This window comes from Gaetbulibacter saemankumensis DSM 17032 (assembly GCF_000425645.1).
Taxonomy (GTDB): domain Bacteria; phylum Bacteroidota; class Bacteroidia; order Flavobacteriales; family Flavobacteriaceae; genus Gaetbulibacter; species Gaetbulibacter saemankumensis.
The window spans coordinates 1,099,163-1,122,315 of the sequence record NZ_KE384430.1; the positions used below are offsets into that span (position 1 = coordinate 1,099,163).

Consider the following 23,153-nt stretch of genomic DNA (forward strand, 5'->3'; position numbering starts at 1 on the left):
TTAAACCGTATTAATTATGTAAACTATTAATTAAATTTAAATGTCTATTGCATAATTGATAATGGATTTTTAAAAAAAAAATCATTTATGAGAATTAAACTAATGTTGCTGCTACTTAGTCTAATAGTAAGTTGTAAGAATAAAACTGAAGTTAAGTTAGAAAATGTTTCTGAAAATAGGTTGGTTAAACATGTTGATGAAAAAATGCCTGATTTGGAAATTTACGATTTTAATGGACTAGAAAAATTTTTAAATAATACAGATAACAAAGTATATGTAGTAAATTTTTGGGCTACTTGGTGTGCGCCTTGTGTTAAAGAATTACCTTATTTTGAAAAGTTAAGAGAAGAATATTCTAAAGATGAATTGGAGGTACTGTTGGTAAGTCTGGATTTTCCACATTTATACGATACCAAATTAAAGCCCTTTATAAGGGAACATCAATTAAAATCGAAAGTAGTAGCATTAGATGATGTCGATATGAATACTTGGATTCCAAAAGTGGATACCACCTGGTCAGGATCTATTCCCGCCACCATTATTTATAAAAAAGGGAACCGTAAGTTTTATGAACAATCTTTTGATTTTGATACATTAAAAGGAGAAGTTGAGCAATTTTTAAATTAATAACTATGAAAACAACTATTAAAATAATAGCTGCATTTTGTTTTATATTATTTGTAAGTGCATTTACGATAACTAAATCTACGCTAGGAGATGGTTACAAGATTGGTGATATTGCCGATGATTTTAAACTGGAGAATATTGATGGAAATATGGTGTCTTTATCAGATTATAAGGAGGCCAAAGGATTTATTGTCACATTTACCTGTAATACTTGTCCGTATGCCGTAATGTATGAAGACCGAATTATTGCTTTAGATAAAAAATATGCCCCTAATGGATATCCCGTAATTGCCATTATGCCAAATAATGTTGAGGTGCAACCTGGTGATAGAATGGAAGCTATGAAAGAGCGTGCAAATACAAAAGGGTTTACTTTCCCCTATTTGATAGACGCAGAGCAAACCGTTTTTCCCAAATATGGAGCCACTAGAACACCACATATATTTGTGCTTCAGAAAACGGAAAAAGGAAATGTAGTGAAATATATTGGTACTATTGATGATAATTATAAAGATGCGGCAGCTGTTAAGACCAAATATGTAGAAGAAGCTGTTGATGCCTTATTAAAAGGAAAGGATATAAAGGAAAAGGAGACCAAAGCTATTGGCTGTTCTATAAAGGTGTAGGTCTTTGGAGCTACTTGATTGAAATAAAAATCTAAAGAGCAATACTTTATTTTTTTTTCGTCTATAAATTTAATATGTGCTAATTTTGTGCATCAAATTATATTAGAATGGAAGAATTAACACAAGAAGAATGGGCATCGCAATTAGCAAATGATGATAATGCTGTAGTATTAGATGTAAGAACCGATGGTGAAGTTGCCGAAGGGATTATTCCTAATGCTATTCAAATAGATATTTTTAAAGGTCAAGGTTTTATTTACGAATTAGAAGAACTTGATAAGTCTAAAAATTATTATGTGTATTGTCGTTCAGGTAATAGAAGTGCTAAGGCTTGTGCTATTATGGAACAATTAGGTTTTGAAAACGCTTATAATTTAGAAGGTGGAATTCTCGAATGGGAAGGTGAAATAGTACAGAAATAGTAATAACAATTATCATGAAACGCGTCCTTATACTTATTAGTTTTTTTATCAGTTTAACGATTTTAGGATGCAGGCAGGGTAAGGCGCAGGAAAACTATGTGAATGTATCTCCTGAAAAAATGCAGAAGTTACTTTTAAAAACCGATAAGGCGCAAATTATAGATGTTAGGACACCTGAAGAATATCAGGCTGGGCATTTAATGCATGCTATTAATATTGATTTTTACTCGAAGTCATTTTCAGAAGATATTAAGAAATTAGATGTTGAAAAACCAGTTTTTATCTATTGTAAATCGGGTAGAAGAAGTCGTAGTAGTACAGAGCAATTTAAAGCCGCTGGTTTTGATAAAATATATAACCTTGAAGGTGGTTATTTAGGTTGGATAGAACAAGGACATAAGATTTCGGACTAAAAAACTTAAAGGTCTTTGAAAATCAAAAAAATAGGATGATTGGTTTTTGATAATGGTTTAATCTTTTTTTTAGGTACTTCAACTTTTTTATTTTTTAACATCATTAGTTTTTTTGTATCTTTAAATAAATCATAAAGATTTGACTATAATTTAGTTACAACTTATAATTTATTTAAAGTTATGGAAAACGGATACCTTATTTTAGGCATAATAGCCTTGTTGTTTTTAAGTATGTATGGCTATGCCTATTTTTCGGTTTTAAAGGAAAAATTGCAAGCCAGAAAAGAAAAGCAGCTTGAACTAGAAAAAGAAGCCGAAAGACTTAGGTTGCGAGCCGAAAGACAACGTGAGATTGATGAGCGTGTTGAGAAGTTCAATAAGCGTAAGGAAGAAATTCAACGTGAAAAGATACTTCTTGAAAAAATGAAAGCGAAACAAAAGGCAGGCTAAAATGCATTATATTATAAATAAAAAGTCTTCATGAAATTCTTCGTGAGGACTTTTTGTCTTTATATATAAACGTGAAATTTAATATGGGTTTATAAATTCATTTATTTGTTCTATTGGTAAGCTTGGATTAGCACCCTCACTTTGAGCTACCAAGGCACCAACCGCACAGGCAAAATCAATTGCCGTTTGCGGGTCGTTTTTATTTAGTAGCTGACTTATTAAAGAGCCTAAAAAGGAATCGCCGGCACCAACTGTGTCGATCACTTTTATAAAATAGCCACTGTTATAATACAATTGGTCGTTATACAATAGTACGGCACCGTGCGGACCTTTTGTGACACAAATATGCTTCGTGTTAGTTTCTTTTGCAATAAACATGATGTTTTGTTCTAAAGAGTGGTATTTAGATCCCATAAAAGCACTTACCTCATATAATTCGTCATCGTTAAACTTAATAAAGTCGGCTTTGTTCATCAGGTGAATTAATAAGTTCTCGGTATAAAATGGCGGTCGTAAATTGAGGTCGAAAATTTTATAGGTTGCGATTTCAAGCAGATTAAACAACGTGTTTTTAGAGGTGCCATCCCTTGCAATAAGGCTTCCAAAAACAAAAGCATCAGCCTTAGTAACCGTTTCTTTGGCTTGCTCAGTGAGTTGTATTTTGTCCCAGGCTCTCGGATATATAATATCGTAAGAAGCAGAACCTTTTTCATTAAGCATAACCTTAACCTCACTGGTTTGACAGTCATTTAATGTTTGAATACATTGCGTATCAACTTGTCGTTCTTTTAAATATTTTAAAATCTTTTCACCCGCTTCATCATTACCTATAGCACTAATCATAGAAACCTCATGATTAAAAGACCGCAATCGACTAGCCACATTTAAAGGAGCTCCACCTATTTTTCTATGCGTGGGAAATACATCCCATAAAACTTCTCCGTAACATGTAATTTTCGCCATACTATTTTTAAATTTTAAAAGCTTTATTTCTATAGTTTCCTTGAAGAAAAATAAATTAACTTAAAAAAGCAAACAATTTGGAGAGTATTCAAAATTAGAGTGAAAAGTAAAAGTGAGCCTCTGTAAGATTTCATCCATTAATAAAGGTCGTCTACATTATATAAATAGAGATGTTATTAATAAAAAGGGGAGATCACCATATGGTAGTGCTTTTTTATTTAAATTTAAGAAATTGGGCAAGTACTTTTCTTAGAATATATTGCTCATTTAAGTTATTTTAATTGCCTTCTAAATAAAAGTAGATTTAATATCTTATTACATTCAAATTATATGAATTTTCGACCAATTTTTATATATTTGAGTTTGTAAGAATTTTAATTAAACCGGTATTTCGTGCTAAAGGTTTTTCTCTCAGTTATTTAATTCTTAGAAGCTAACAATTATTCGAGTAACTAACCTTCTGCTAATGATGATGCATTTAAAAAAATACCTTAATTTTTTTCTACTATTTTCTACTATTTTAGTTTCTTCTCAAGAAGAATTATATACATCCTTAACTATTCCAGCTCATTTAACTTCCAATGCTAATGCCGTAGTTAGGTTAGATGATGTCGGTATTGTTTTAGAATCGTCGAAGGACATGAATATAAAACATAAGCGCATAATTACGGTCTTAAATAAAGAAGGTAATGATGACGTAAATGCATTGGTTTATTATGATAACGACAGAAAAGTAAAGAAACTACAAGCTGTAATTTTTGATGCATATGGTAATGAATTAAATAAGTTTAAAAAGAACGATTTTAAGGATGTAAGTGCTGTTGATGGCGGTACGCTTTATTCTGATTCCAGAGTGATGTATCTGGATTTTACACCCATAAATTATCCTTATACTGTCGAGTTTACTTGCGAGGTTAGTACCGAAAATACAGCATTCATTCCATCATTTGTTCCTATCGATGGTTTTTTTGTAGCTGTTGAGAAAAGTGTTTATAGTGTTGGTTTTCCTGAACATGTTTCCATTCGAACAAAAGAGAATAATTTCGAAAATTTAAATTTAGAAAAAACTGAAACAATTGGTGGAATAGAATATCAGATTAAAAATCTTGAAGCTATAAAACCAGAAGATTACAGTCCGCCTTTCCAATCTTTTATGCCAAGAGCTATGTTGGCAGTTAATCAATTTAATTATGAAGGTGTATTTGCTCAGGTTGACGATTGGGCTGGGATGGGAAAGTGGTTTCATGATAATTTGTTAGTTGGTCGAACTGCAATTTCTCAAGAAACAAAAAGGGAAATTGATAAACTAGTGAGCGGCATCGATGATCCAATAAAGCGAGCGGAAATTGTTTATGAATTTGTGCAAAACAACACGCGGTATATCAGTGTGCAAGTGGGAATTGGAGGGATGCAGCCTATAGCGGCATTGGATGTAGATAATGTAAAGTATGGCGACTGTAAAGGTTTAAGTAATTATACGAAAGCATTATTAGATTATGTAGGGGTGAAATCTTATTATACACGTCTTTATGCTTCAAGTAAAAATCAAATAAGTGTAGATAAAGATTTTGTTTCATTTGGAGGACAAACAAACCATGTTATTTTAAATATTCCACAAGAAGAGGCCGATGATATTTGGTTGGAATGTACCAGTCAGGATTTGCCTTTTGGTTTTATTGGGGATTTTACAGACAATCGCGACGTGTTGGTTATTAAGCCGGAAGGCGGGGAGATTAAACACACCAAAAAATATGAGACGGAAGAGAATGTTCAACATGTTAATGGGAATTATTCTGTGTCAAACGAGGGGGTAATAGAGGCTCATGTGGAAATAATTTCTCAAGGATTACAATACGATCAAAAGTATCGATTGGAATTAGAAACCAGTCGCGATTTAGACTCTTATTATAAAGACAGGTGGGGCTATGTGAATAATATCTTCATTAGTAATATGAAGTTTAATAATGATAAGCAAGCCGTTGAGTTTTTAGAAGAAATAGATTTTAAAGCTACGAATTATCCAAAAATTGTTGGTGATCGTATGCTGCTGTCTTTGAACGTTTTTAATAGGAGTGATGATATTCCAGATCGTTACCGAAACCGAAAATTACCAGTGCAAATTGTACGAGGGTTTAAAGATGTGGATCGAGTCGAAATTACCTTACCATCCAATTACAGAGTAGAAGTCTTGCCTGGTAAGAAGGAAATTCAAAACAAGTTTGGATCTTATCATTATGAGGTTACAGAAAAAGATAAAAACACACTTATTTATACTCGAGAGTTTGTTTTGAGAGATGGTAAATTCCCAAGAGAAGACTATACGGCATTTAGAAATTTCCTTAAGGAAGTTTCTAAACTAGACCATATAAAAGTAGCTCTAATAAAAAATCAATTATGATGAAAAAGAGTATCGTAGTTTTAGTATTGCTGTTTGTTTGTCAGTTTGTAATAGCTCAGGAATATGAGTTTGGGAAAGTGAGAAAGGGACAGCTAAAGGAGCAATATTATTTAGAAGATAGCTCATCTACCGCTGCTTTCTTATATAAAGGAATAGAAACCTATTTTTTAAATCCAGAAGATGAAAAATCTTGGTTAGTAGCTTCATATTTTGATAGAATTAAATTTTACAACCAGCAAGGTTTTAAATATGCTCACAAGAAAATCAAATTATTTAAGAGTAAAGCTGGTAATGATGAATTCCTAGAATTTAAAGCCAAAGCTTATAGTTTAATTGATAATGAAATAAAAATAGAGGAATTTAATTTATCTGATTTAGAAATTATTAATGAGACAAGAACTTATATCGAGTTTATGTTAAAGATTCCTAATTTAGAGGAGGGGAGTGTATTAGATCTCCAATATGCTGTCAAGATGCCTTCTTCATTTAATGCTCGAGAGTTTGATTTACAATATGAAATTCCAATAAAAGAGTTTAGCGCAGTGTTTATGCCTTCTAATTTTGTTAAGCAAGAAGTAATGCCTATCGGAGATGTAAAGAAACTAAGCTATAAACCTACAGCATCTAATGTTAATTTTATAGACCCCACGAGAGGGTGGGTGGATATGAGTTTACAGGAGAAGGAATATTGGTCAAATGTAACTTGGTTTAGTGACGCATCTCCTCAATTTAGATTAAGTATGGATAATCCAAGAAATACAATTCAGAACTTTCAAGTAAAAGGTAGGGATTTTAAATATATTAATATACCAGCCTTAGAAAAAGTTGATTATGTTAATAATTTAAAAAATTTCAATCCCTCACTGTTGCTGGTTTTAGGGGAAACTCCTAGCTGGGAAGAAGTTGTAAAAAGGATATATAACAGTCCTGAGTTTTTGGGAGAATTAGAGAAAACAGATTACTTCAAATCGGATATTGATAGTATAAAGGCTTTGGAGGAAAATATAAAAACCAGAATGGAGCATATCTATGAATTTGTAAAATCAAAGGTAGCATGCAATGGCAAATATGGAGTTTACACATCAAAAGATTTAAATGATGTGTATTTAGAAGGTAAAGGTAATGTTGCCGATATCAATTTAATGCTTTCTGCTATGTTGCGCTATTCCGGATTTGAGGCCAACCCAGTATTGGTTACTACCCGAGACAATGGATTTCCGTTATGTCCTAATTATAACGCTTTTAATTATGTTATAACGAAGGTTAATTTGCCAACTGAAGATGTTTTATTAGATGCTTCTGAGAAATATGCAGCTCCTAATGTATTACCACTTCATGCGAAGAATTGGTTAGGTTTTAGTTTAAAAGAAGATGGCTCCATCGAGAAAATTTATTTGTATCCAGAGAAACATGCTGTTAATAATACAATAATGAAAGTGAAGATTGATGAAGTTGGAAATATTCAGGGCGTATACCGAAATATGAGAAGTAATCAATTTGCCCTAGATTTTAGAAACAATAATAAAGGTGTTGGCGAAAAAGAATATTTAAGATTACTGGCTTCAGATTTTGGAGGGATTGAAATTACGGATTATAAATTATTAAATAAGGTTGAATACAATAAGCCAGTATCAGAAACTTTTATGTTTAAACGGGATAGTTGTGTAGGCATTTCTCAGGATAAAATGTTTGTGTCTCCATTATTTTTCTTAACCTCTTTTGAAAAGTATTTTAAAGAAGATAGTCGCAGTTTTCCTATTGATTTTGGGACACCCTTTATCTCAAAATATCATGTTAATATTGAAATTCCTGAAAGATACAGGGTGAAAATTTTGCCGGAGCCAGTAATCGAAGAATTACCAGATGGTTTGGGATTTTATAAATATGACATCTCATCATCTAAAAATTCCATTGTGTTTTCTTCCATTATTTCAATCAACAGGAGTGTAGTAGCAAAGGAATATTTTTCTAGGATTAAATCTTTTTATAGGAACATGTTTGAAAAGCAGCTAGAACAAATCGTTTTAGTTAAAAAAATCGAATAAAGAGTCTTAAACCATTTACGAACATATTAACCATCAAATCTTTAAAATTTACATGAAAAACCTTATTTTATCCATAGTTGTATTAACTATGAGTCAGTTAGTATTAGCCCAAGATTATGATTTCCGGGATGTATCAAAATCAGAATTGCAAGAAGTATATTGTTCAATAGATTCTTCAGCGAATGCGGCATACTTATATAAGAAGAGACGGAGTTATTACTACTACAATAAAGAGAGCGGTTTTCAGTTAATTACCGAAGTCCACGAACGCATTAAAATATACAATCAGAAAGGATACGACTATGCTACAAAATCTGTCTACTTATATAGATCAAGTAAAGATGAAGAGAAATTAACAGGCTTGAAAGCTTATACATACAATCTGGGAACCGATGGTAAGATTGAAGAAACTAAATTAAAAAAAGACGGAATATTTGAAACAGAACGTAGCGAATATTATAACGAAACCAAATTTACTATGCCAAATGTTAAAGAAGGTTCTGTTATAGAATACGAGTACCGAATCGTTTCTCCTTTTTCTCAAAATGTTGATGAATTTGTGTTTCAACATGATATTCCGGTAAAGAAATTACTATCAAAATTTGAAGTTCCTGAATATTATACTTTTAAGGTTAGTACTAAAGGGTTTTTAATGGTATCTCCAGAAGTAGAATCAGTAAGTGACAAAATTACTTTTACAAACAAAACTAGAACCGGATATAATATTTCAAAAACAAATTTCGAATATTCAGATGTTGAATTTACTAAAACGGTATCGACGTATCATTTAGAAAATGTTCCGGCCTTAAAAGATGAACCATATGTGAATAATTTAGATAATTATCGTTCAGCCGTAAAATATGAATTGTCGTTTATGAAGTTTCCAGACTCTCCAATTAAATATATAACGACTACTTGGGAAGATGTCGTGAAAACTATTTACGATAGTCCCAATTTTGGTACTGAGTTAAATAAGACAAATTATTTTGAAGACGACATAGATGCATTAATCGCTACAGCTCAAGAACCTGAAAAGAGGTTGAGTTTAATATATGCGTATTTGAAATCTCGTGTAAAGTGGAATGGATATTATAGTAAATATGCCTCAGAAGGCGTAAAAAGTGCTTATAAGGATCAGGTAGGGAATAGTGCAGAAATTAATTTAATGTTAACGGCTATGTTGCGATATGCTGGTTTAGATGCGTATCCCGTTTTAGTAAGTACCCGTAATAATGGAGTGCCTTTGTTTCCTACCAGAGAAGGTTATAATTACGTGATTTCAAGTGTTAAACTATCTGAAGGCTATGTTTTGTTAGATGGAACCAGCGAATATAGTTCACCTAATATTTTGCCATATCGTACCCTTAACTGGCAAGGTAGAATAATTAAAAAGGATGGACTTTCTAAACTTATAGATTTATATCCTAAAAATAATTCGATACATAGTATAACAGTGATGGCTAATATGGCAGAAACAGGTAAGGTAGAAGGCGCATTAAGAAGTTCAAAAACAAATCATGATGCTTTGTTATATAGAGAAAAATACCTGAAGGCGAATAAAGATGATTTTTTAGACAAATTAGAAAATAAATATGTGGGATTTGAAATATCAGATTTTAAAGTTTCTAATGCGACGGAATTAGCGAAGCCAATTTTAGAATCTTATAAGTTTATTAAAGAGGAACAAGCTGATATTGTTGGAGAGAAAATGTATTTTTCACCTTTACTATTTTTAAAAACCAATGAAAATCCATTTAAATCGGAAAACAGAGAATTCCCTATAGATTTCGGGTATCCATCCGCGCAAAAATACAGAGTAATAATTAATATACCAGAAGGTTATGTTGTGGAATCTGTGCCAGAAAATGTATCTTTGGCCCTTCCAGATAATTTAGGTGATTTTAAATATGTTTTAACGACAAGTGGGCAATCCATTCAGTTAATGTTGAATATAGAATTAAATCAGGCTATAGTTTCTCCTTTATATTATAAAACTTTAAAGGAATATTTTAAGAGAATTGTTGATAAAGAGAATGAACAAATTGTTTTAACTAAAGTATAAATGAATATTCAAAACGCACAAAAGGAAGTTGACGAGTGGATAAAAAATCATGGTGTTCGCTATTTTAACGAGCTTACTAATATGGCACAGCTTACAGAAGAAGTTGGTGAAGTGGCCCGTATTATTGCACGTCGTTATGGAGAACAAAGTGAGAAAGAAAGCGACAAAAATAAAGATTTAGGTGAAGAATTAGCCGATGTATTATTTGTTGTATTGTGCCTTGCAAATCAAACGGGTGTTGATTTACAAGAGGCTTTCGATAAAAGAATGGATAAGAAAGGTAAACGCGACCATGATAGGCATCATAATAACGAAAAATTAAAGTAAATTAGCAGCCACTTTAAAAAAGCGAACTAACTATTATGCATATCAAACTTCACAAATCTGAAATAGCAAAACAATCTGCTATTCAGATTACAGGGTCTAAAAGTGAATCGAACCGCTTATTACTTTTACAGGCATTGTATCCACAATTTAATCTTGAGAATATTTCTAATTCTGACGATAGTAATTTAATGACTAAAGCCTTGAGCTCTAAGTCGGATGTTGTAGATATTCATCATGCTGGAACAGCGATGCGATTTTTAACGGCATTTTTTGCGATACAAGAAGGTCGTGAAGTAACCCTTACCGGTTCTAAACGAATGAAAGAGCGTCCGATTAAAATTTTAGTTGAAGCACTTCAGGCGTTGGGAGCAGATATTGATTACGTTGAAAATAGTGGGTATCCACCAATTAAAATTAAGGGTAAGAAATTAACTAAGTATCAAGTGTCATTAAATGCAAATGTAAGTAGTCAATATATTTCGTCTTTACTTTTAATAGCATCCCGACTTGAAAATGGTTTAGAGTTAACCTTAGAAGGAGAGATAACTTCGGTGCCTTATATAAATATGACACTTAGTTTGTTAAATGAAATTGGTGTAGAAACCTCTTTTGTTGGGCAAACTATAAAAGTGAATCCAGCATCTGGCAACTTAGAACCTACAACTTTAGTGGTTGAATCTGATTGGTCTTCTGCATCCTATTATTTTTCCATAGTAGCGATGGCTGATGTTGGAACTGAAATTGCCTTGTCTTCATATAAAGAAAATAGTTTGCAGGGAGACAGTGTATTAGTTGATATTTACAAACATTTTGGTGTAACTGCAATATTTTCAAATAATAGCTTAACACTTAAGAAGGAGGCAAAAGCATTACGGCCTTTAGTGTTGGATTTAAAGAATGCCCCAGATATAGCACAAACTATTGCTGTTACCTGTTTTGCCTTAGGAATACCATGCGATTTGTCTGGACTTCATACCTTAAAAATTAAAGAAACAGACAGGTTAGTGGCTTTAAAGACCGAGATTGAAAAATTGGGCGGGGAGGTTACTATTACTGATAAGTCCTTACACTTGAAAGCTTCAACAAGCATAAAGCCAGATGTTGCTATTGCTACTTATAACGACCATAGAATGGCTATGGCATTTGCACCTTTGGCACTTAAAACTTCAATAGTTATTGAAGATGCTATGGTGGTTTCTAAATCGTATCCAACATTTTGGGACGATCTAGAGGCTATTGGTTTTAAATTAACTAAATAAAAATCATCTATTTACTTGACAAGGCCTATTCGCAGATTGTATATTTGCACCTTGCTTAAAAAATAAACACAGACACATGAAATTATCACACTTTGGTTTTAATTTACCAGATGAATTATTAGCGGAATATCCAGCAGAAAACAGAGATGAGGCGCGTTTAATGGTTTTAGATAGAAAAAATCAAACTATTGAGCACAAAATGTTCAAGGATATTGTTGACTATTTTGACGAAGATGATGTTTTAATTCTAAACAATACAAAAGTATTTCCAGCCAGATTATATGGTAATAAGGAAAAAACAGGTGCTAGAATAGAGGTGTTTTTACTTAGAGAATTAAATGAAGAGCAACGCCTGTGGGATGTATTAGTAGATCCAGCTCGTAAAATTAGAATAGGTAATAAATTATACTTTGGCGATGATGACACTTTAGTAGCTGAGGTAATAGATAATACAACTTCAAGAGGACGTACTTTACGATTCCTTTATGATGGTTCTTATACTGAGTTTAGAAAAAAATTGAACGACCTAGGTGAAACGCCTCTTCCTAAATATATTAAAAGAGAAGTAGAACCAGAAGACGAAGAGCGTTACCAAACTATTTATGCAAAAAGCGAAGGAGCTGTAGCAGCTCCAACTGCCGGACTACACTTTTCTAAGCATGTATTAAAGCGTCTTGAAATAAAGGGAGTGAATTTTGCTGAGGTAACTTTACATGTAGGCTTAGGAACTTTCAATCCTGTAGAAGTAGAAGATTTATCTAAGCATAAAATGGATAGTGAAGAACTTACTATCGATGAGAAAGCTGTAGAAACGGTAAATAAAGGAATTCGAGAAAAGAAACGCGTATGTGCAGTAGGTACTACTGTTATGCGTGCTATCGAAAGCTCTGTGTCTTCAAATGGCGAGCTAAATCAAATAGATGGTTGGACTAATAAATTTATTTTCCCTCCATACGATTTTAGTATTGCAAATTGTATGATTACCAATTTCCATACACCAAAATCGACTTTGTTAATGATGGTATCTGCCTTTGCAGGTCACGATTTTATAAAACGGGCTTATGATGAGGCTGTAAAAGAAAAATACAAATTCTATAGTTATGGGGATGCCATGCTAATCTTATAAAACTAAAAGCCTTGTTTATTCAAGGCTTTTTTTTTGGCGTTTTTTAAATTGAAGCCTTTGTTTGTGCTTGAGAGTAGGTCATAAATAGGCTATTTTATGATATGAAATTGGCTAATCTAAAAAGGACACCCAAGCAATTCTTAATGCGGATTAACTAAGAAACTTTAATTACTTTTGCATCATCTATGGCAACAAAAAAAAAAGATATTCGCGCGTTAACTAAAACGCAATTAAGAGACTTCTTTGTAAAGCAAGGAGATAAGGCTTTTCGAGGTAATCAGGTGTATGAGTGGCTTTGGCAAAAGGCTGCGCATACCTTCGATGATATGACCAATATCTCTAAAGAAACTCGTCAAATGCTGGAAGATAACTTTGTTATTAACCATATTAAAGTTGATACGATGCAACGTAGTGCCGACGGTACGGTTAAAAATGCTGTAAGACTTCACGATGGATTAATAGTAGAGTCGGTTTTAATTCCCACAGCTACCAGGACTACTGCCTGTGTGTCGAGTCAGGTAGGTTGTAGTTTAGATTGCCGCTTTTGTGCTACTGCAAGACTCAAGCGGATGCGTAATTTAAATCCTGATGAAATCTATGACCAAGTGGTGGCTATTGATAATGAAAGTCGTTTGTATTTTGATAGACCTTTAAGTAATATTGTGTTTATGGGAATGGGTGAGCCGCTCATGAACTATAATAATGTTATTAAGGCTATCGATAAAATAACCTCGGAGGAAGGTTTAGGAATGTCTCCTAAGCGCATTACTGTTTCAACATCTGGTGTTCCAAAGATAATTAAAAAAATGGCAGACGATGATGTTAAATTTAATCTGGCCGTATCATTGCATTCTGCGATTGATGAAGTAAGGACTACCATAATGCCATTTAATGAGACTTTTCCTTTAAACGATTTACGTGAAGCTTTAGAATACTGGTATGCTAAAACCAAACGTAAAATTAGTTATGAATATGTGGTTTGGGGAGGTATTAACGATACACAAAAGGATATTGATGCCCTGGTGAAATTCTGTAAATATGTGCCAAGTAAGGTAAATATCATCGAGTACAACCCAATCGATGATGGCGAATTTCAACAAGCCTCTAATGAGGCCTTAGAAAATTACATTGCTACTCTGGAAAAAAATAGAATTGTAGTTAATGTGCGTCGTAGTCGTGGTAAAGATATTGATGCTGCCTGCGGGCAATTGGCTAATAAAAGTTAGTTGTAACTTTTAGTAAAAGGAGTATCTCTTTTTCTGTTAGTCATATAAATATTAATTTTACCTAAAATATAAGCACGTAAAACTTATATTTGAATTTTCTTAGCAATTCGTTTGAAAATAGTAGAGCAAATAAAACAGCCCATCGCCTTCGAAATGGAACTTTTCGAACAAAAGTTTCTTTTGTCAATGTCTAGTAAAGTGGCTTTACTAAATAGAATAACCACTTACATTGTAAATCGAAAAGGAAAGCAAATGCGTCCCATGTTTGTTTTTCTGGTATCTAAGATGGTTTCTAATGGAGAAATTAATGAACGCACTTATCGTGGGGCTTCCGTAATAGAACTTATTCATACAGCAACATTAGTGCATGATGATGTTGTAGATGATAGTAATTTACGTCGTGGTTTTTTCTCTGTAAATGCCCTTTGGAAAAATAAGATAGCCGTTTTAATTGGTGATTATTTGTTATCTAAAGGTTTGTTGTTAAGTATCGATAATGGTGATTTCGATTTACTAAAAATTATTTCGATTGCCGTTCGAGAAATGAGTGAGGGGGAGTTACTTCAAATTGAGAAGGCTCGTAAGCTGGATATCACAGAAGATGTATACTATGAAATTATCCGACAAAAAACAGCTACGCTCATAGCAGCTTGTTGTAGTTTGGGAGCAGCATCGGTTAAACCAGACTCGCAGCATGTGGAGTCGATGCGTATGTTTGGAGAACTTATAGGGATGGCTTTTCAGATTAAAGACGATTTATTCGATTACACAGAAGATCAAATCGGTAAACCAACGGGTATTGATATTAAAGAGCAAAAAATGACTTTGCCTTTAATTTATGCATTAAATCAGGCCGATAAACAAGATAAAAAGTGGTTAATAAATTCTATTAAAAATCACAATAAAGATAAAAAGCGAGTAAAAGAAGTTATCGCTTTTGTTAAAGATAGCGGGGGCCTAGATTATGCTATAACCAAAATGACGGAGTTTCAGGATGAAGCTCTTCAAATATTACAAGCTTACCCAGAATCAAAATACAAGGATTCTTTAAAACTTATGGTGAATTACGTTATAGAACGTAAAAAATAAGTTTCTTATTATTTTTTAAGTAGTTTTTAGACGATTGTATTTTATTGAAATAAGATTCGTTATTAGAGTATCTTCAGTCGCTACTTTAGCTAATTTTTATAATGCCCTACAGTTATTCTTTTGATAAAGTAAAAACTCTACCATTTTCTGAATTGTGTAAATATAATGCAATAGATTATAAATTATTTTAGAGTTCAACATTATATATTTTTTAGCCTCTAGGCAACCATATTTAAAGAATTAGCGTCTTAATAAATAGAAGACAAAATGAAATCATTTTTGAAGGTTATTAAACTCCATAAAAGTGAATCTGAACTTATACTTCGTGCTACGAAGCAAAATCGTGAAGCACAACGTAAGTTGTTCGATATGCATGCGCCTACAATGTTAAGCATTTGCAGGTTTTATATAAAGGACATACAACATGCCGAAGAGGTCATGTTAAATGGATTTTTCAAGGTGTTTACTAATTTAAAAAGTTTTAGAAACGAAGGGAGTTTTGAAGGGTGGGTTCGACGCATTATGGTAAGAGAGTCTATTTCTTATTTAAGAAAACAAAAGCAAGTAGAATTTTCAGTTGAAGATGAGACATTAGACGTAGGACTTTCTGTAAATATGACTACTAATATAGAAGTTGCTGAGATACAGAAATTAATAGACGAATTACCTAATGGGTATAGAATTGTTTTTATTATGTATGCCATTCAGGGCTATAAACACCATGAAATAGCAGAGGAGTTAAACATTTCAGAAAACACTTCAAAGTCGCAGTTATTTAAAGCGCGCAAGTTGCTGCAAGGAAAATTAAAAAAAATGAATAGCACAAGTTATGGTATCAAATAATGTAGAAGAAAAAATAAGGAACAACCTGAAGTCTAGAAAGTTAAAACCATCGAAGGATGCCTGGTTGAAACTAGAAGAACGTTTAGATCATGGAAGATCTTCTGGCACCAGAAGAAAACTAGTTTTAACGTTTGCAGGTATCGCAGCCAGTTTAACAGGTCTGTTGTTTTTAGGAAATTTGATGTTTCAAAATAAAAAAGACGTACCGGTAATTGTAGATACACCTTTAGAAATTGAAACGAATATTATGAATCATGAAGAAGCGCTTGATGCTACTGAAATAGTTAGTATCCCAGAGCCTTCGGAAGGATTGTCGAACGAGGTTTTATCTAAAGTTGAAGTAGTGGAAACGCCTTTGGAAGAGTTTGTGCATCCCGAAAGCATAGCTTCAAATAAAAAAGTTGAAACCATTCCCAATGAAAAGAAAAATGAGATTGCTGCTTTCGAGGAAGTGAAAGTACAGGAGGTTTTAGCACAGGTTCATGATTTAAAAATGAATAATCAGGAGGTTACAGATTCTATTGTCGATGCCTTATTACTTGAAGCGCAGAATGAAATTAGGTTACAACGTATAACCAAAAGCTCCAGCGCAATAGTCGATGCTGATTTATTATTACATGAAGTTGAACTGGAATTAGACGAATCTTTTAGAACAAAAGTCTTTAAAGCTATTAAAGAAAGTTATGGTACTATAAAAACGGCGGTTGCTCAACGCAATGATTAGTTGGGCCATCGGTTAAACATTAATATAATCATCATCAATCAAAATCAAATCAAAAAACGAACAGTTATGCAAAACATTATATCTAATTACCTATGTCTTATTATCTTGTTTTTCTGCTTTCAATTAGTTGTGGCACAAGATAGTATTCCGGCTATGAAAAACGCTAGGAATATTGAGATGCTTAATAAGTTAAAAGAAAAAATTAAGGAAGAAGAAAAGCAATATTTAAAAGAAGAAATTGAAGCTATAAATAAACGATTGGAAAATGAGGAAATAACGGCTTTTGAAGCTCAGCAATTAAAAAAAGAGGCAGCTAAAATTACCGCTTTAAATATTGAAAATAGGTTGGGAATAGTAGATAATAAGATCGCGTTATTTGAACGAAACGATTATGGAATAAGAAAATCGGATACCGAAATTGCTTATGGGGTAGTTATTAATAATAACGATTATACTATTAGAAGAGATAAGAAAAAGAAATACGATAAACGCACTAAAAGTGATTTTGTACTAGCTTTTGGTTTTAATAATGCTATTGTTGAAGGTGAAAAGTTTGATGATTCCCCTTATAAATTTGGGGGATCACGTTTTTTTGAAATTGGCTGGGCATGGAAAACAAGGGTCCTTCCAAATTCTAATTTTTTAAGAATTAAGTATGGAGCCTCACTTCAAATTAACGGATTAAAGCCGGATAACAATAGATACTTTGTGCAAGACAATAACTTAACTTATTTAGAAGAATATCCGGTTAATTTAAAAAAATCTAAGTTGTCAATTTCTAATTTAGTTTTTCCCGTACATATTGAATTCGGTCCATCGAAGAAAAGAGAATATGATAATTATTTCCGCTATTCAACCGATAATCAGTTTAAAATAGGTATTGGTGGTTATGGTGGGTTTAATGTGGGTACGCGTCAGAAATTAAAATATAGATTAGATGGCGAGCGAGTTAAAGAAAAGCAAAAGCGCGGTTTTAATATCAGTAACCTTGTTTATGGTGTTAGTGGTTATATTGCTTTTGATGAAGTAGCGCTTTATGTGAAATATGATTTATCACCCATTTTCAGAAATCAATTGATGAAACAAAACAATATTTCTTTAGGTGTTAGATTCGATGTGAATTAATATTGCCTAAAAATAAAAAGGCTCCTAATCATGGAGCCTTTTTATTTAATTTATTTTTATGGACTTGGACTTGGACTTGGGCTTGGGATAATATTTCTTTCTCAGCCAAAATGACACGCGTACTAAAAGTATAAGAGCGGGAACCTCTACCAAGGGTCCTATAACTCCCGCAAAAGCCTGACCAGAGTTCAAACCGAAAACTGCTATAGCTACAGCAATGGCTAATTCAAAATTATTACCAGCAGCAGTAAACGCTACAGAAGCTGTCTTGTCATAATCGGCACCCATAGCTTTGGTAAAAAAGAAACCAATAATAAACATGATGCCAAAATATATGAGTAATGGAATTGCTATGATAAGGACATCCATTGGAATTTGGACGATTAATTCGCCTTTTAAAGAAAACATTACTATAATGGTGAATAACAGGGCTATTAAAGTTAAAGGCGAAATTGTTGGTATGAAGGTTTTCATATACCAGTCTTTACCCTTTAACTTAACTAAAATTAATCGACTTAAGATTCCTAATAAGAAAGGAATACCTAAATAAATGGCAACACTTTCTGCAATAGTTGCTATAGAAATATCTACAATAGCACCTTCAAAACCAAAATAGGGAGGTAGAATGGTGATAAAGATCCAAGCATAGAAACTATAAGCAAACACCTGAAAAATACTGTTTAGGGCAACTAAGCCAGCACCATATTCGCTACTGCCTTCCGCAAGATCATTCCAAACTAAAACCATTGCGATACATCGTGCCAATCCAATTAAAATTAAGCCAACCATATACTCAGGATAATCTCGAAGAAATGTAATGGCTAGGATGAACATTAATACGGGGCCTATAATCCAATTTAAAATTAATGAAGTCGAAAGTATTTTAACGTTGGTAAATACTTTTGGTAGCAAGGCATAATTTACTTTGGCTAGAGGGGGATACATCATTAAAATTAATCCAATGGCTATGGGAATATTTGTAGAGCCCTTATTAAAAGAATTTATAATTGCGGGAAAGGAAGGAATAAGATAGCCAAGACCTACGCCTACAGCCATAGCTATAAAAATCCATAGCGTCAAATAATTATCTAAAAAACTAAGTTTCTTCATGGGTTATTTATTTTGAGATTTTAGAAAAGACATAGAATAATTCTGTTGCTATTTGTAAGCTACGTTCGGCATATTTTTCGGCTTGCTGTGGTGTATTATCAAATGCTTTAGGATCTTCAAAAGTGATTGATATACGTTGTTCTGCACCACTAATATAGGGACAGCCCTTATCTGCTTGAGAGCAGGTTAATATAGCTGCAAAATTAGATTTTGGGTTAAAGATATCATCGTAAGTTTTTGAAAAACCTATAATAGGATGACTATTTTCGTCATACTTTATACTGTATATTGGATTCTTCCCTTCAGCAATAGTGTTAATGTTAAATCCACTTTGTTCTAAGGTTTTAGCAGCCATTGGAAATAGTGCTGTTGCCTCGGTTCCTCCAGAATAACAAAAAGTGTTATTAATGCCAAAATGTGCTGCCATGGTTTGAGCCCAAACTTGTGATAAGTGACTTCTTCTAGAATTATGAGTGCATATAAAATTTAACCGAACCGTTTCTGTATTATCTATTTTGTTTTGTATGTAATTTATGAGAGGTTGTAAAACAGATTTTCGTTCATTTGAAAGGCTATCAACGTTTAAGGTAGAGATTAAATTCTCTATTGTTTTAAATATTGCCATAGTGATATTTTCGTGATTTATTAATTTAGCAACAACCACTGCCTGGCGTGCAACAGTCGCTTGTTTGTAATTCTGATAATTTTACTTTTGGTTTTTCGGCTGGAACACCACAGTTGTCTTTTGCTAAACAATCAGTAAACTTAGTGGTAAGTAAAAAAATAGTTCCGTCGAAATCTAACCCAAATTTTCCAATAGTATCACCTTGATATTCAACTTCAATGTTTAAATCACCAATGTTAAGTGTTTTTTCCGATAACTCGATGATATGAATTAATTTTTCCGGATGTAATCTATGGTTATAATCGTTTGCATTCCAAAGCTGAAAATTTACCATTTCTTCATTTCTAACGGTACCACCACAATCTATGAAATGTTTGGTGATTTTACCTACTTCTGTTACATGAAAATGTTCTGGTACTAATTCGCCATTAGGCAATTTAAAGGCAATTTCCTCTAAATTTTTTAAAATTGATTTTATTTCTGAAAGTCTCATATTTAATTTATTGTTTTATTACGATTAATAGGTTTAAATTTTTTTAACAACAACTGCCATTATCACAGAGGTCCTGGTCTAAAAATTCGGTCATAATTTGTTTCATTTTAGACCATACATCTGGATTAATACAGTAACAAACACTAGTGCCTTCAACATTACCTTTAATGAGTCCTAGTTGTTTAAGTTCTTTTAAGTGCTGTGAAATAGTAGGTTGTGCCAGGCCAATTTCACTTACTAAATCACCACATACGCATGTGTTAATTTTAAATAGATGCTGAAGTATAGCCACCCTAGCTGGATGACCAAAGGCTTTTGCGAAAAGTGCAATTTCATTTTGGGCTTCAGTAAATATTTCTGTTTTAGCTATTCCCATCTTATTAATTGTTATATTGCAATATTACGATTAAAGAAAACGATAAAAAAGTGTAAAATGTTAAAATTTATTCTAGCAGGTAATTTATTTAATGTTTGAGTTTTTATATTAAGGATGTACTAAATTAAAGGAGTTATAGTATTTTTACATTCTCAATGCAATTAATAATGGTTAACTTTCAACATAAATAATTAGAGTTTTTTGATTTCAGCAGCATCCATAGATTTAGTTTTTGAAACCGCGCGAGTAGAGGAGGTTATTGGCGATTTTGTACAATTAAAAAAATCTGGCAGTAACTTTAAAGGATTAAGTCCTTTTAGTGATGAGCGTTCTCCAAGTTTTATGGTATCTCCCGTAAAACAGATCTGGAAAGATTTTAGTAGTGGAAAAGGTGGAAATGTTGTTGCCTTTCTAATGGAACATGAGCATTTTACATATCCGGAAGCTATTAAATATCTTGCTAAGAAATACAATATTGAAATTGAAGAAACCGAGCAGAGTAATGAACAGAAAGAAAAGGCTAGCGAACGCGAAAGTTTATATTTGGTAAGTGAATTTGCTAGTTCTTATTTTCAAAAAATACTACATAAAACCGATCAGGGAAAGTCTATTGGGTTAAGCTATTTCAAGGAGCGTGGCTTTACTGAAGATACCATTAAAAAATTTGATTTAGGATACTCTTTAGATGAATGGCAGGCCTTTACTGATGAGGCATTGAAGCAAGGGTATAATATTGATTTTCTAGAAAAAACGGGGCTTACCATTGTGAAAGGAGAGAAACGATTCGATCGTTTTAAGGGACGCGTCATGTTTCCTATTAAGAGTATGAGTGGTCGTGTTTTGGGATTCGGTGGCCGCATTTTAATAAACGATAAAAAGGCGGCTAAATATTTAAATTCGCCGGAGAGTGATATTTACCATAAGAGTAATGTCCTCTATGGAATTTACGATGCCAAGCAAAGTATTGCTAAAGAAGACAATTGTTATTTGGTTGAAGGTTATACTGATGTGATTCAGTTTCATCAAACCGGGATAAGGAATGTTGTGTCATCTTCTGGAACAGCACTGACTTCTGAACAAATACGGTTAATTAATAGACTCACAAAAAATATAACGGTATTATTTGACGGTGATGCTGCCGGAATGCGTGCATCATTACGAGGTATAGATTTAATTTTGGAGCAAGGTATGAATGTGAAGGTTTGTACTTTTCCCGAAGGTGAAGATCCAGATAGTTTTGCTAAAGAAAATACCCTTGAAGAACTTACCCTGTACCTTGAAGAAAATGCCAAAGATTTTATTCAGTTTAAAGCATCGGTATTATTTGAGGAATCGAAAAATGACCCCATTAAAAAAGCTGAAACAGCCAGAGATATTGTTAATAGTATTTCTAAAATTCCAGATCAGATAAAGAAAGAAATCTATATTCAGGAATGTTCCCGAATTATGGATATTAGTGAAGAGGTGTTGTTTACCACACTTGCTCAAATAAGTAATAAAGATAATAAGGAGACCTCAAAACAAATACAAAACAGCTCAAAGGCTTTTGAAGTAATAAAATCCAAGGCACCCGTAAAAAAGATAGATGTTCAATACGTTTTAGAGCGAAAAATTATTGAAATTTTATTACTATATGGCAATAAAACCGAAGATTTCGAAGATTTAGTTCTTAAGGAAGATGAAGCTGGTGAGCTCATTTTAGAACCAGTTATTCAGCAAGCTAAAGTCTTTGAGAAGGTATTTCTAGACTTACAGGAGGATGAGATGGAATTTACCAACGCTCACTTTAAGATCATGTATTATAAAATTATTGAATCCTTAAATCAAAATCCAAATTTTAAGCTCAATAACTTTGTGAATATGGTCGATCCAGATATGGCTAACGAAATTACAACCATATTAATGGAAGATGAGCGTTATGCTTTATCAAATTGGGAGCGTATGGAAATATTTCCAAAACAAAAAGCAGACAATATCGCTCAGTTTGTAAGTGAAACGATATTAAGTCTGCGTTGCTTTTTAATTGATCAGAAGGTTAAAGAAGTTCAGCAAGAAACCTTGGCTAACAAAAATGATGTTAATCGTCAAGCTCTTGAAGAAGTTCGAGATTATTCCGATTTAAAAATGTTACTCTCTCGAAAATTAAATCGTGTATTATAAAAGCGATTCGTTTAGTTTTGCTTGGTTTACTAAATCAACTAAGTTAGTTACTTTAAGTTTACGCATTAAGCGGGCTTTGTATGTACTAACCGTTTTTTCATTAATATCAAGCTCTTGTGAAATTTCTTTATTCTTTTTACCAATGGTTAAAAGTTTTAAAACTTCAGATTCACGGGTGGATAATTTTTTGTAAAACGATCCAGATTTACTGCCTCTGGTACCGAATGCCAACTGTTGAGTTAACTCGTTACTTAAATAAATACCGCCTTCACTGACCTTAATTATCGCTTCGTTAATGGTAATTACATTTTCAGATTTGTGTAAATACCCTGAAGCACCCGCTTTTATAGCGTTAATGGCGTAAACCTCTTCAGGTTGCCCGCTAAAAATAATGGTTTTAATGTCTGGATAATCGTTTTTTAAATAACGTAGGAGAGTTAGTCCGTTAAGTTTAGGCAAATCAGCCTCAGTTAAAATAACGTCTACAGGATTATTTTTGATGTATTCTATAATGGCCTCACCATTGTCAACACTAGCAACGATATCAATGTTCGAAGATGCTGAAAATAGAACCTCAAGCCCTTTCCTGGTAATAGGGTGGTTGTCTGCTATTAATAATTTTATCATAATGTCAAAGCTTATTATAAGTTAGAGAGAATATTAT

Annotated in this window: 23 protein-coding genes; 17 read left to right on the top strand and 6 right to left on the bottom strand. The window is 32.8% G+C overall.

The annotated features are described in order from the left end of the window. The first annotated feature begins 87 nt into the window (after positions 1-87). The 5 genes from H611_RS0111690 to H611_RS0111715 all read left to right on the top strand — a co-directional run bounded on the left by H611_RS0111690 (position 88) and on the right by H611_RS0111715 (position 2,538). Entirely contained in the window at positions 88-627 is a 540-nt protein-coding gene (locus tag H611_RS0111690) for a TlpA family protein disulfide reductase (protein ID WP_027138554.1), read from the top strand. A gap of 5 nt (positions 628-632) precedes the next feature. Continuing rightward, the gene (locus H611_RS0111695; RefSeq protein WP_027138555.1) at positions 633-1,253 is read left to right on the top strand and encodes a thioredoxin family protein; all 621 of its coding nucleotides are present in this window, start codon (positions 633-635) and stop codon (positions 1,251-1,253) included. 107 nt (positions 1,254-1,360) lie between these two features. Next, on the top strand, positions 1,361-1,675 hold the full coding sequence (locus H611_RS0111700; protein WP_027138556.1) for a rhodanese-like domain-containing protein: 315 nt from the start codon (positions 1,361-1,363) through the stop codon (positions 1,673-1,675). A 14-nt stretch (positions 1,676-1,689) separates the two neighbouring features. Beyond that, positions 1,690-2,088, top strand: coding sequence for a rhodanese-like domain-containing protein (locus H611_RS0111705; RefSeq protein ID WP_027138557.1), 399 nt, complete (start codon positions 1,690-1,692; stop codon positions 2,086-2,088). A 180-nt stretch (positions 2,089-2,268) separates the two neighbouring features. Continuing rightward, positions 2,269-2,538 carry a hypothetical protein gene (locus H611_RS0111715; RefSeq protein ID WP_027138558.1) on the top strand — a complete coding sequence of 90 codons (270 nt, stop codon included), beginning with the start codon at positions 2,269-2,271 and terminating at the stop codon, positions 2,536-2,538. A gap of 78 nt (positions 2,539-2,616) precedes the next feature. Here the strand turns inward: H611_RS0111715 and H611_RS0111720 are convergent, their stop codons facing one another. Next, positions 2,617-3,501, bottom strand: coding sequence for a carbohydrate kinase family protein (locus tag H611_RS0111720; RefSeq protein ID WP_027138559.1), 885 nt, complete (start codon positions 3,499-3,501; stop codon positions 2,617-2,619). Between the two features lie 466 nt (positions 3,502-3,967). Here H611_RS0111720 and H611_RS0111725 point away from each other — a divergent pair, with 466 nt between their 5' ends. The 11 genes from H611_RS0111725 to H611_RS0111775 all read left to right on the top strand — a co-directional run bounded on the left by H611_RS0111725 (position 3,968) and on the right by H611_RS0111775 (position 17,725). Next, the gene (locus H611_RS0111725) at positions 3,968-5,899 is read left to right on the top strand and encodes a DUF3857 domain-containing protein (protein WP_084158181.1); all 1,932 of its coding nucleotides are present in this window, start codon (positions 3,968-3,970) and stop codon (positions 5,897-5,899) included. Then, on the top strand, positions 5,896-7,944 hold the full coding sequence (locus H611_RS0111730; protein ID WP_157515078.1) for a transglutaminase domain-containing protein: 2,049 nt from the start codon (positions 5,896-5,898) through the stop codon (positions 7,942-7,944). The genes H611_RS0111725 and H611_RS0111730 overlap by 4 nt, the downstream gene beginning before the upstream one ends. 52 nt (positions 7,945-7,996) lie before the next feature. After that, a complete protein-coding gene (locus H611_RS0111735) occupies positions 7,997-10,006 on the top strand; it encodes a DUF3857 domain-containing protein (RefSeq protein ID WP_027138562.1) in 2,010 nt (669 codons plus the stop codon). After that, complete coding sequence (locus H611_RS0111740) at positions 10,007-10,333, top strand: nucleotide pyrophosphohydrolase (RefSeq protein ID WP_027138563.1); 327 nt, start codon at positions 10,007-10,009, stop codon at positions 10,331-10,333. Between the two features lie 35 nt (positions 10,334-10,368). Continuing rightward, entirely contained in the window at positions 10,369-11,592 is a 1,224-nt protein-coding gene (locus tag H611_RS0111745; protein ID WP_027138564.1) for a 3-phosphoshikimate 1-carboxyvinyltransferase, read from the top strand. Between the two features lie 76 nt (positions 11,593-11,668). Beyond that, entirely contained in the window at positions 11,669-12,718 is a 1,050-nt protein-coding gene (gene queA, locus H611_RS0111750) for a tRNA preQ1(34) S-adenosylmethionine ribosyltransferase-isomerase QueA (protein WP_027138565.1), read from the top strand. 185 nt (positions 12,719-12,903) lie between these two features. Beyond that, a complete protein-coding gene (gene rlmN / locus H611_RS0111755) occupies positions 12,904-13,944 on the top strand; it encodes a 23S rRNA (adenine(2503)-C(2))-methyltransferase RlmN (protein WP_027138566.1) in 1,041 nt (346 codons plus the stop codon). A 111-nt stretch (positions 13,945-14,055) separates the two neighbouring features. Continuing rightward, positions 14,056-15,033 carry a polyprenyl synthetase family protein gene (locus H611_RS0111760; RefSeq protein ID WP_027138567.1) on the top strand — a complete coding sequence of 326 codons (978 nt, stop codon included), beginning with the start codon at positions 14,056-14,058 and terminating at the stop codon, positions 15,031-15,033. Positions 15,034-15,300: 267 nt separating this feature from the next. Then, a complete protein-coding gene (locus tag H611_RS0111765) occupies positions 15,301-15,876 on the top strand; it encodes an RNA polymerase sigma factor (RefSeq protein ID WP_027138568.1) in 576 nt (191 codons plus the stop codon). Beyond that, the gene (locus H611_RS0111770; protein WP_027138569.1) at positions 15,863-16,600 is read left to right on the top strand and encodes a hypothetical protein; all 738 of its coding nucleotides are present in this window, start codon (positions 15,863-15,865) and stop codon (positions 16,598-16,600) included. Before H611_RS0111765 ends, H611_RS0111770 begins: the two co-directional genes overlap by 14 nt. 66 nt (positions 16,601-16,666) lie before the next feature. Next, the gene (locus tag H611_RS0111775) at positions 16,667-17,725 is read left to right on the top strand and encodes a hypothetical protein (RefSeq protein WP_027138570.1); all 1,059 of its coding nucleotides are present in this window, start codon (positions 16,667-16,669) and stop codon (positions 17,723-17,725) included. 45 nt (positions 17,726-17,770) lie between these two features. Here H611_RS0111775 and arsB read toward each other — a convergent pair whose 3' ends face one another. The 4 genes from arsB to H611_RS0111795 are packed head-to-tail and all read right to left on the bottom strand — an operon-like array spanning position 17,771 to position 20,329. Continuing rightward, positions 17,771-18,835, bottom strand: a complete 1,065-nt coding sequence (gene arsB / locus H611_RS0111780) for an ACR3 family arsenite efflux transporter (protein WP_027138571.1) — start codon at positions 18,833-18,835, stop codon at positions 17,771-17,773. Positions 18,836-18,842: 7 nt separating this feature from the next. Then, the gene (locus H611_RS0111785; RefSeq protein ID WP_035483974.1) at positions 18,843-19,460 is read right to left on the bottom strand and encodes a low molecular weight phosphatase family protein; all 618 of its coding nucleotides are present in this window, start codon (positions 19,458-19,460) and stop codon (positions 18,843-18,845) included. A gap of 25 nt (positions 19,461-19,485) precedes the next feature. Continuing rightward, positions 19,486-19,953: a DUF6428 family protein gene (locus H611_RS0111790; RefSeq protein WP_027138573.1), complete on the bottom strand. Its 468-nt coding sequence runs from the start codon at positions 19,951-19,953 to the stop codon at positions 19,486-19,488. Positions 19,954-19,996: 43 nt separating this feature from the next. After that, positions 19,997-20,329, bottom strand: coding sequence for an ArsR/SmtB family transcription factor (locus H611_RS0111795; protein WP_027138574.1), 333 nt, complete (start codon positions 20,327-20,329; stop codon positions 19,997-19,999). Positions 20,330-20,530: 201 nt separating this feature from the next. Between H611_RS0111795 and dnaG the strand changes: the two genes are divergently transcribed. Next, a complete protein-coding gene (dnaG, locus tag H611_RS0111800; RefSeq protein WP_027138575.1) occupies positions 20,531-22,489 on the top strand; it encodes a DNA primase in 1,959 nt (652 codons plus the stop codon). Here the strand turns inward: dnaG and H611_RS0111805 are convergent. After that, positions 22,484-23,116 carry a response regulator transcription factor gene (locus tag H611_RS0111805; RefSeq protein ID WP_027138576.1) on the bottom strand — a complete coding sequence of 211 codons (633 nt, stop codon included), beginning with the start codon at positions 23,114-23,116 and terminating at the stop codon, positions 22,484-22,486. The genes dnaG and H611_RS0111805 overlap by 6 nt on opposite strands. Between the last annotated feature and the right edge of the window lie 37 nt (positions 23,117-23,153).

Excerpts from the sequence above, each read along its gene's own strand:
- H611_RS0111690 (WP_027138554.1), top strand. The coding sequence starts at position 88 with ATGAGAATTAAACTAATGTTGCTGCTACTTAGTCTAATAGTAAGTTGT.
- H611_RS0111695 (WP_027138555.1), top strand. The coding sequence starts at position 633 with ATGAAAACAACTATTAAAATAATAGCTGCATTTTGTTTTATATTATTT.
- H611_RS0111700 (WP_027138556.1), top strand. The coding sequence starts at position 1,361 with ATGGAAGAATTAACACAAGAAGAATGGGCATCGCAATTAGCAAATGAT.
- H611_RS0111705 (WP_027138557.1), top strand. The coding sequence starts at position 1,690 with ATGAAACGCGTCCTTATACTTATTAGTTTTTTTATCAGTTTAACGATT.
- H611_RS0111715 (WP_027138558.1), top strand. The coding sequence starts at position 2,269 with ATGGAAAACGGATACCTTATTTTAGGCATAATAGCCTTGTTGTTTTTA.
- H611_RS0111720 (WP_027138559.1), bottom strand. The coding sequence starts at position 3,501 with ATGGCGAAAATTACATGTTACGGAGAAGTTTTATGGGATGTATTTCCC.
- H611_RS0111725 (WP_084158181.1), top strand. The coding sequence starts at position 3,968 with ATGATGATGCATTTAAAAAAATACCTTAATTTTTTTCTACTATTTTCT.
- H611_RS0111730 (WP_157515078.1), top strand. The coding sequence starts at position 5,896 with ATGATGAAAAAGAGTATCGTAGTTTTAGTATTGCTGTTTGTTTGTCAG.
- H611_RS0111735 (WP_027138562.1), top strand. The coding sequence starts at position 7,997 with ATGAAAAACCTTATTTTATCCATAGTTGTATTAACTATGAGTCAGTTA.
- H611_RS0111740 (WP_027138563.1), top strand. The coding sequence starts at position 10,007 with ATGAATATTCAAAACGCACAAAAGGAAGTTGACGAGTGGATAAAAAAT.
- H611_RS0111745 (WP_027138564.1), top strand. The coding sequence starts at position 10,369 with ATGCATATCAAACTTCACAAATCTGAAATAGCAAAACAATCTGCTATT.
- queA (WP_027138565.1), top strand. The coding sequence starts at position 11,669 with ATGAAATTATCACACTTTGGTTTTAATTTACCAGATGAATTATTAGCG.
- rlmN (WP_027138566.1), top strand. The coding sequence starts at position 12,904 with ATGGCAACAAAAAAAAAAGATATTCGCGCGTTAACTAAAACGCAATTA.
- H611_RS0111765 (WP_027138568.1), top strand. The coding sequence starts at position 15,301 with ATGAAATCATTTTTGAAGGTTATTAAACTCCATAAAAGTGAATCTGAA.
- H611_RS0111770 (WP_027138569.1), top strand. The coding sequence starts at position 15,863 with ATGGTATCAAATAATGTAGAAGAAAAAATAAGGAACAACCTGAAGTCT.
- H611_RS0111775 (WP_027138570.1), top strand. The coding sequence starts at position 16,667 with ATGCAAAACATTATATCTAATTACCTATGTCTTATTATCTTGTTTTTC.
- arsB (WP_027138571.1), bottom strand. The coding sequence starts at position 18,835 with ATGAAGAAACTTAGTTTTTTAGATAATTATTTGACGCTATGGATTTTT.
- H611_RS0111785 (WP_035483974.1), bottom strand. The coding sequence starts at position 19,460 with ATGGCAATATTTAAAACAATAGAGAATTTAATCTCTACCTTAAACGTT.
- H611_RS0111790 (WP_027138573.1), bottom strand. The coding sequence starts at position 19,953 with ATGAGACTTTCAGAAATAAAATCAATTTTAAAAAATTTAGAGGAAATT.
- H611_RS0111795 (WP_027138574.1), bottom strand. The coding sequence starts at position 20,329 with ATGGGAATAGCTAAAACAGAAATATTTACTGAAGCCCAAAATGAAATT.
- H611_RS0111805 (WP_027138576.1), bottom strand. The coding sequence starts at position 23,116 with ATGATAAAATTATTAATAGCAGACAACCACCCTATTACCAGGAAAGGG.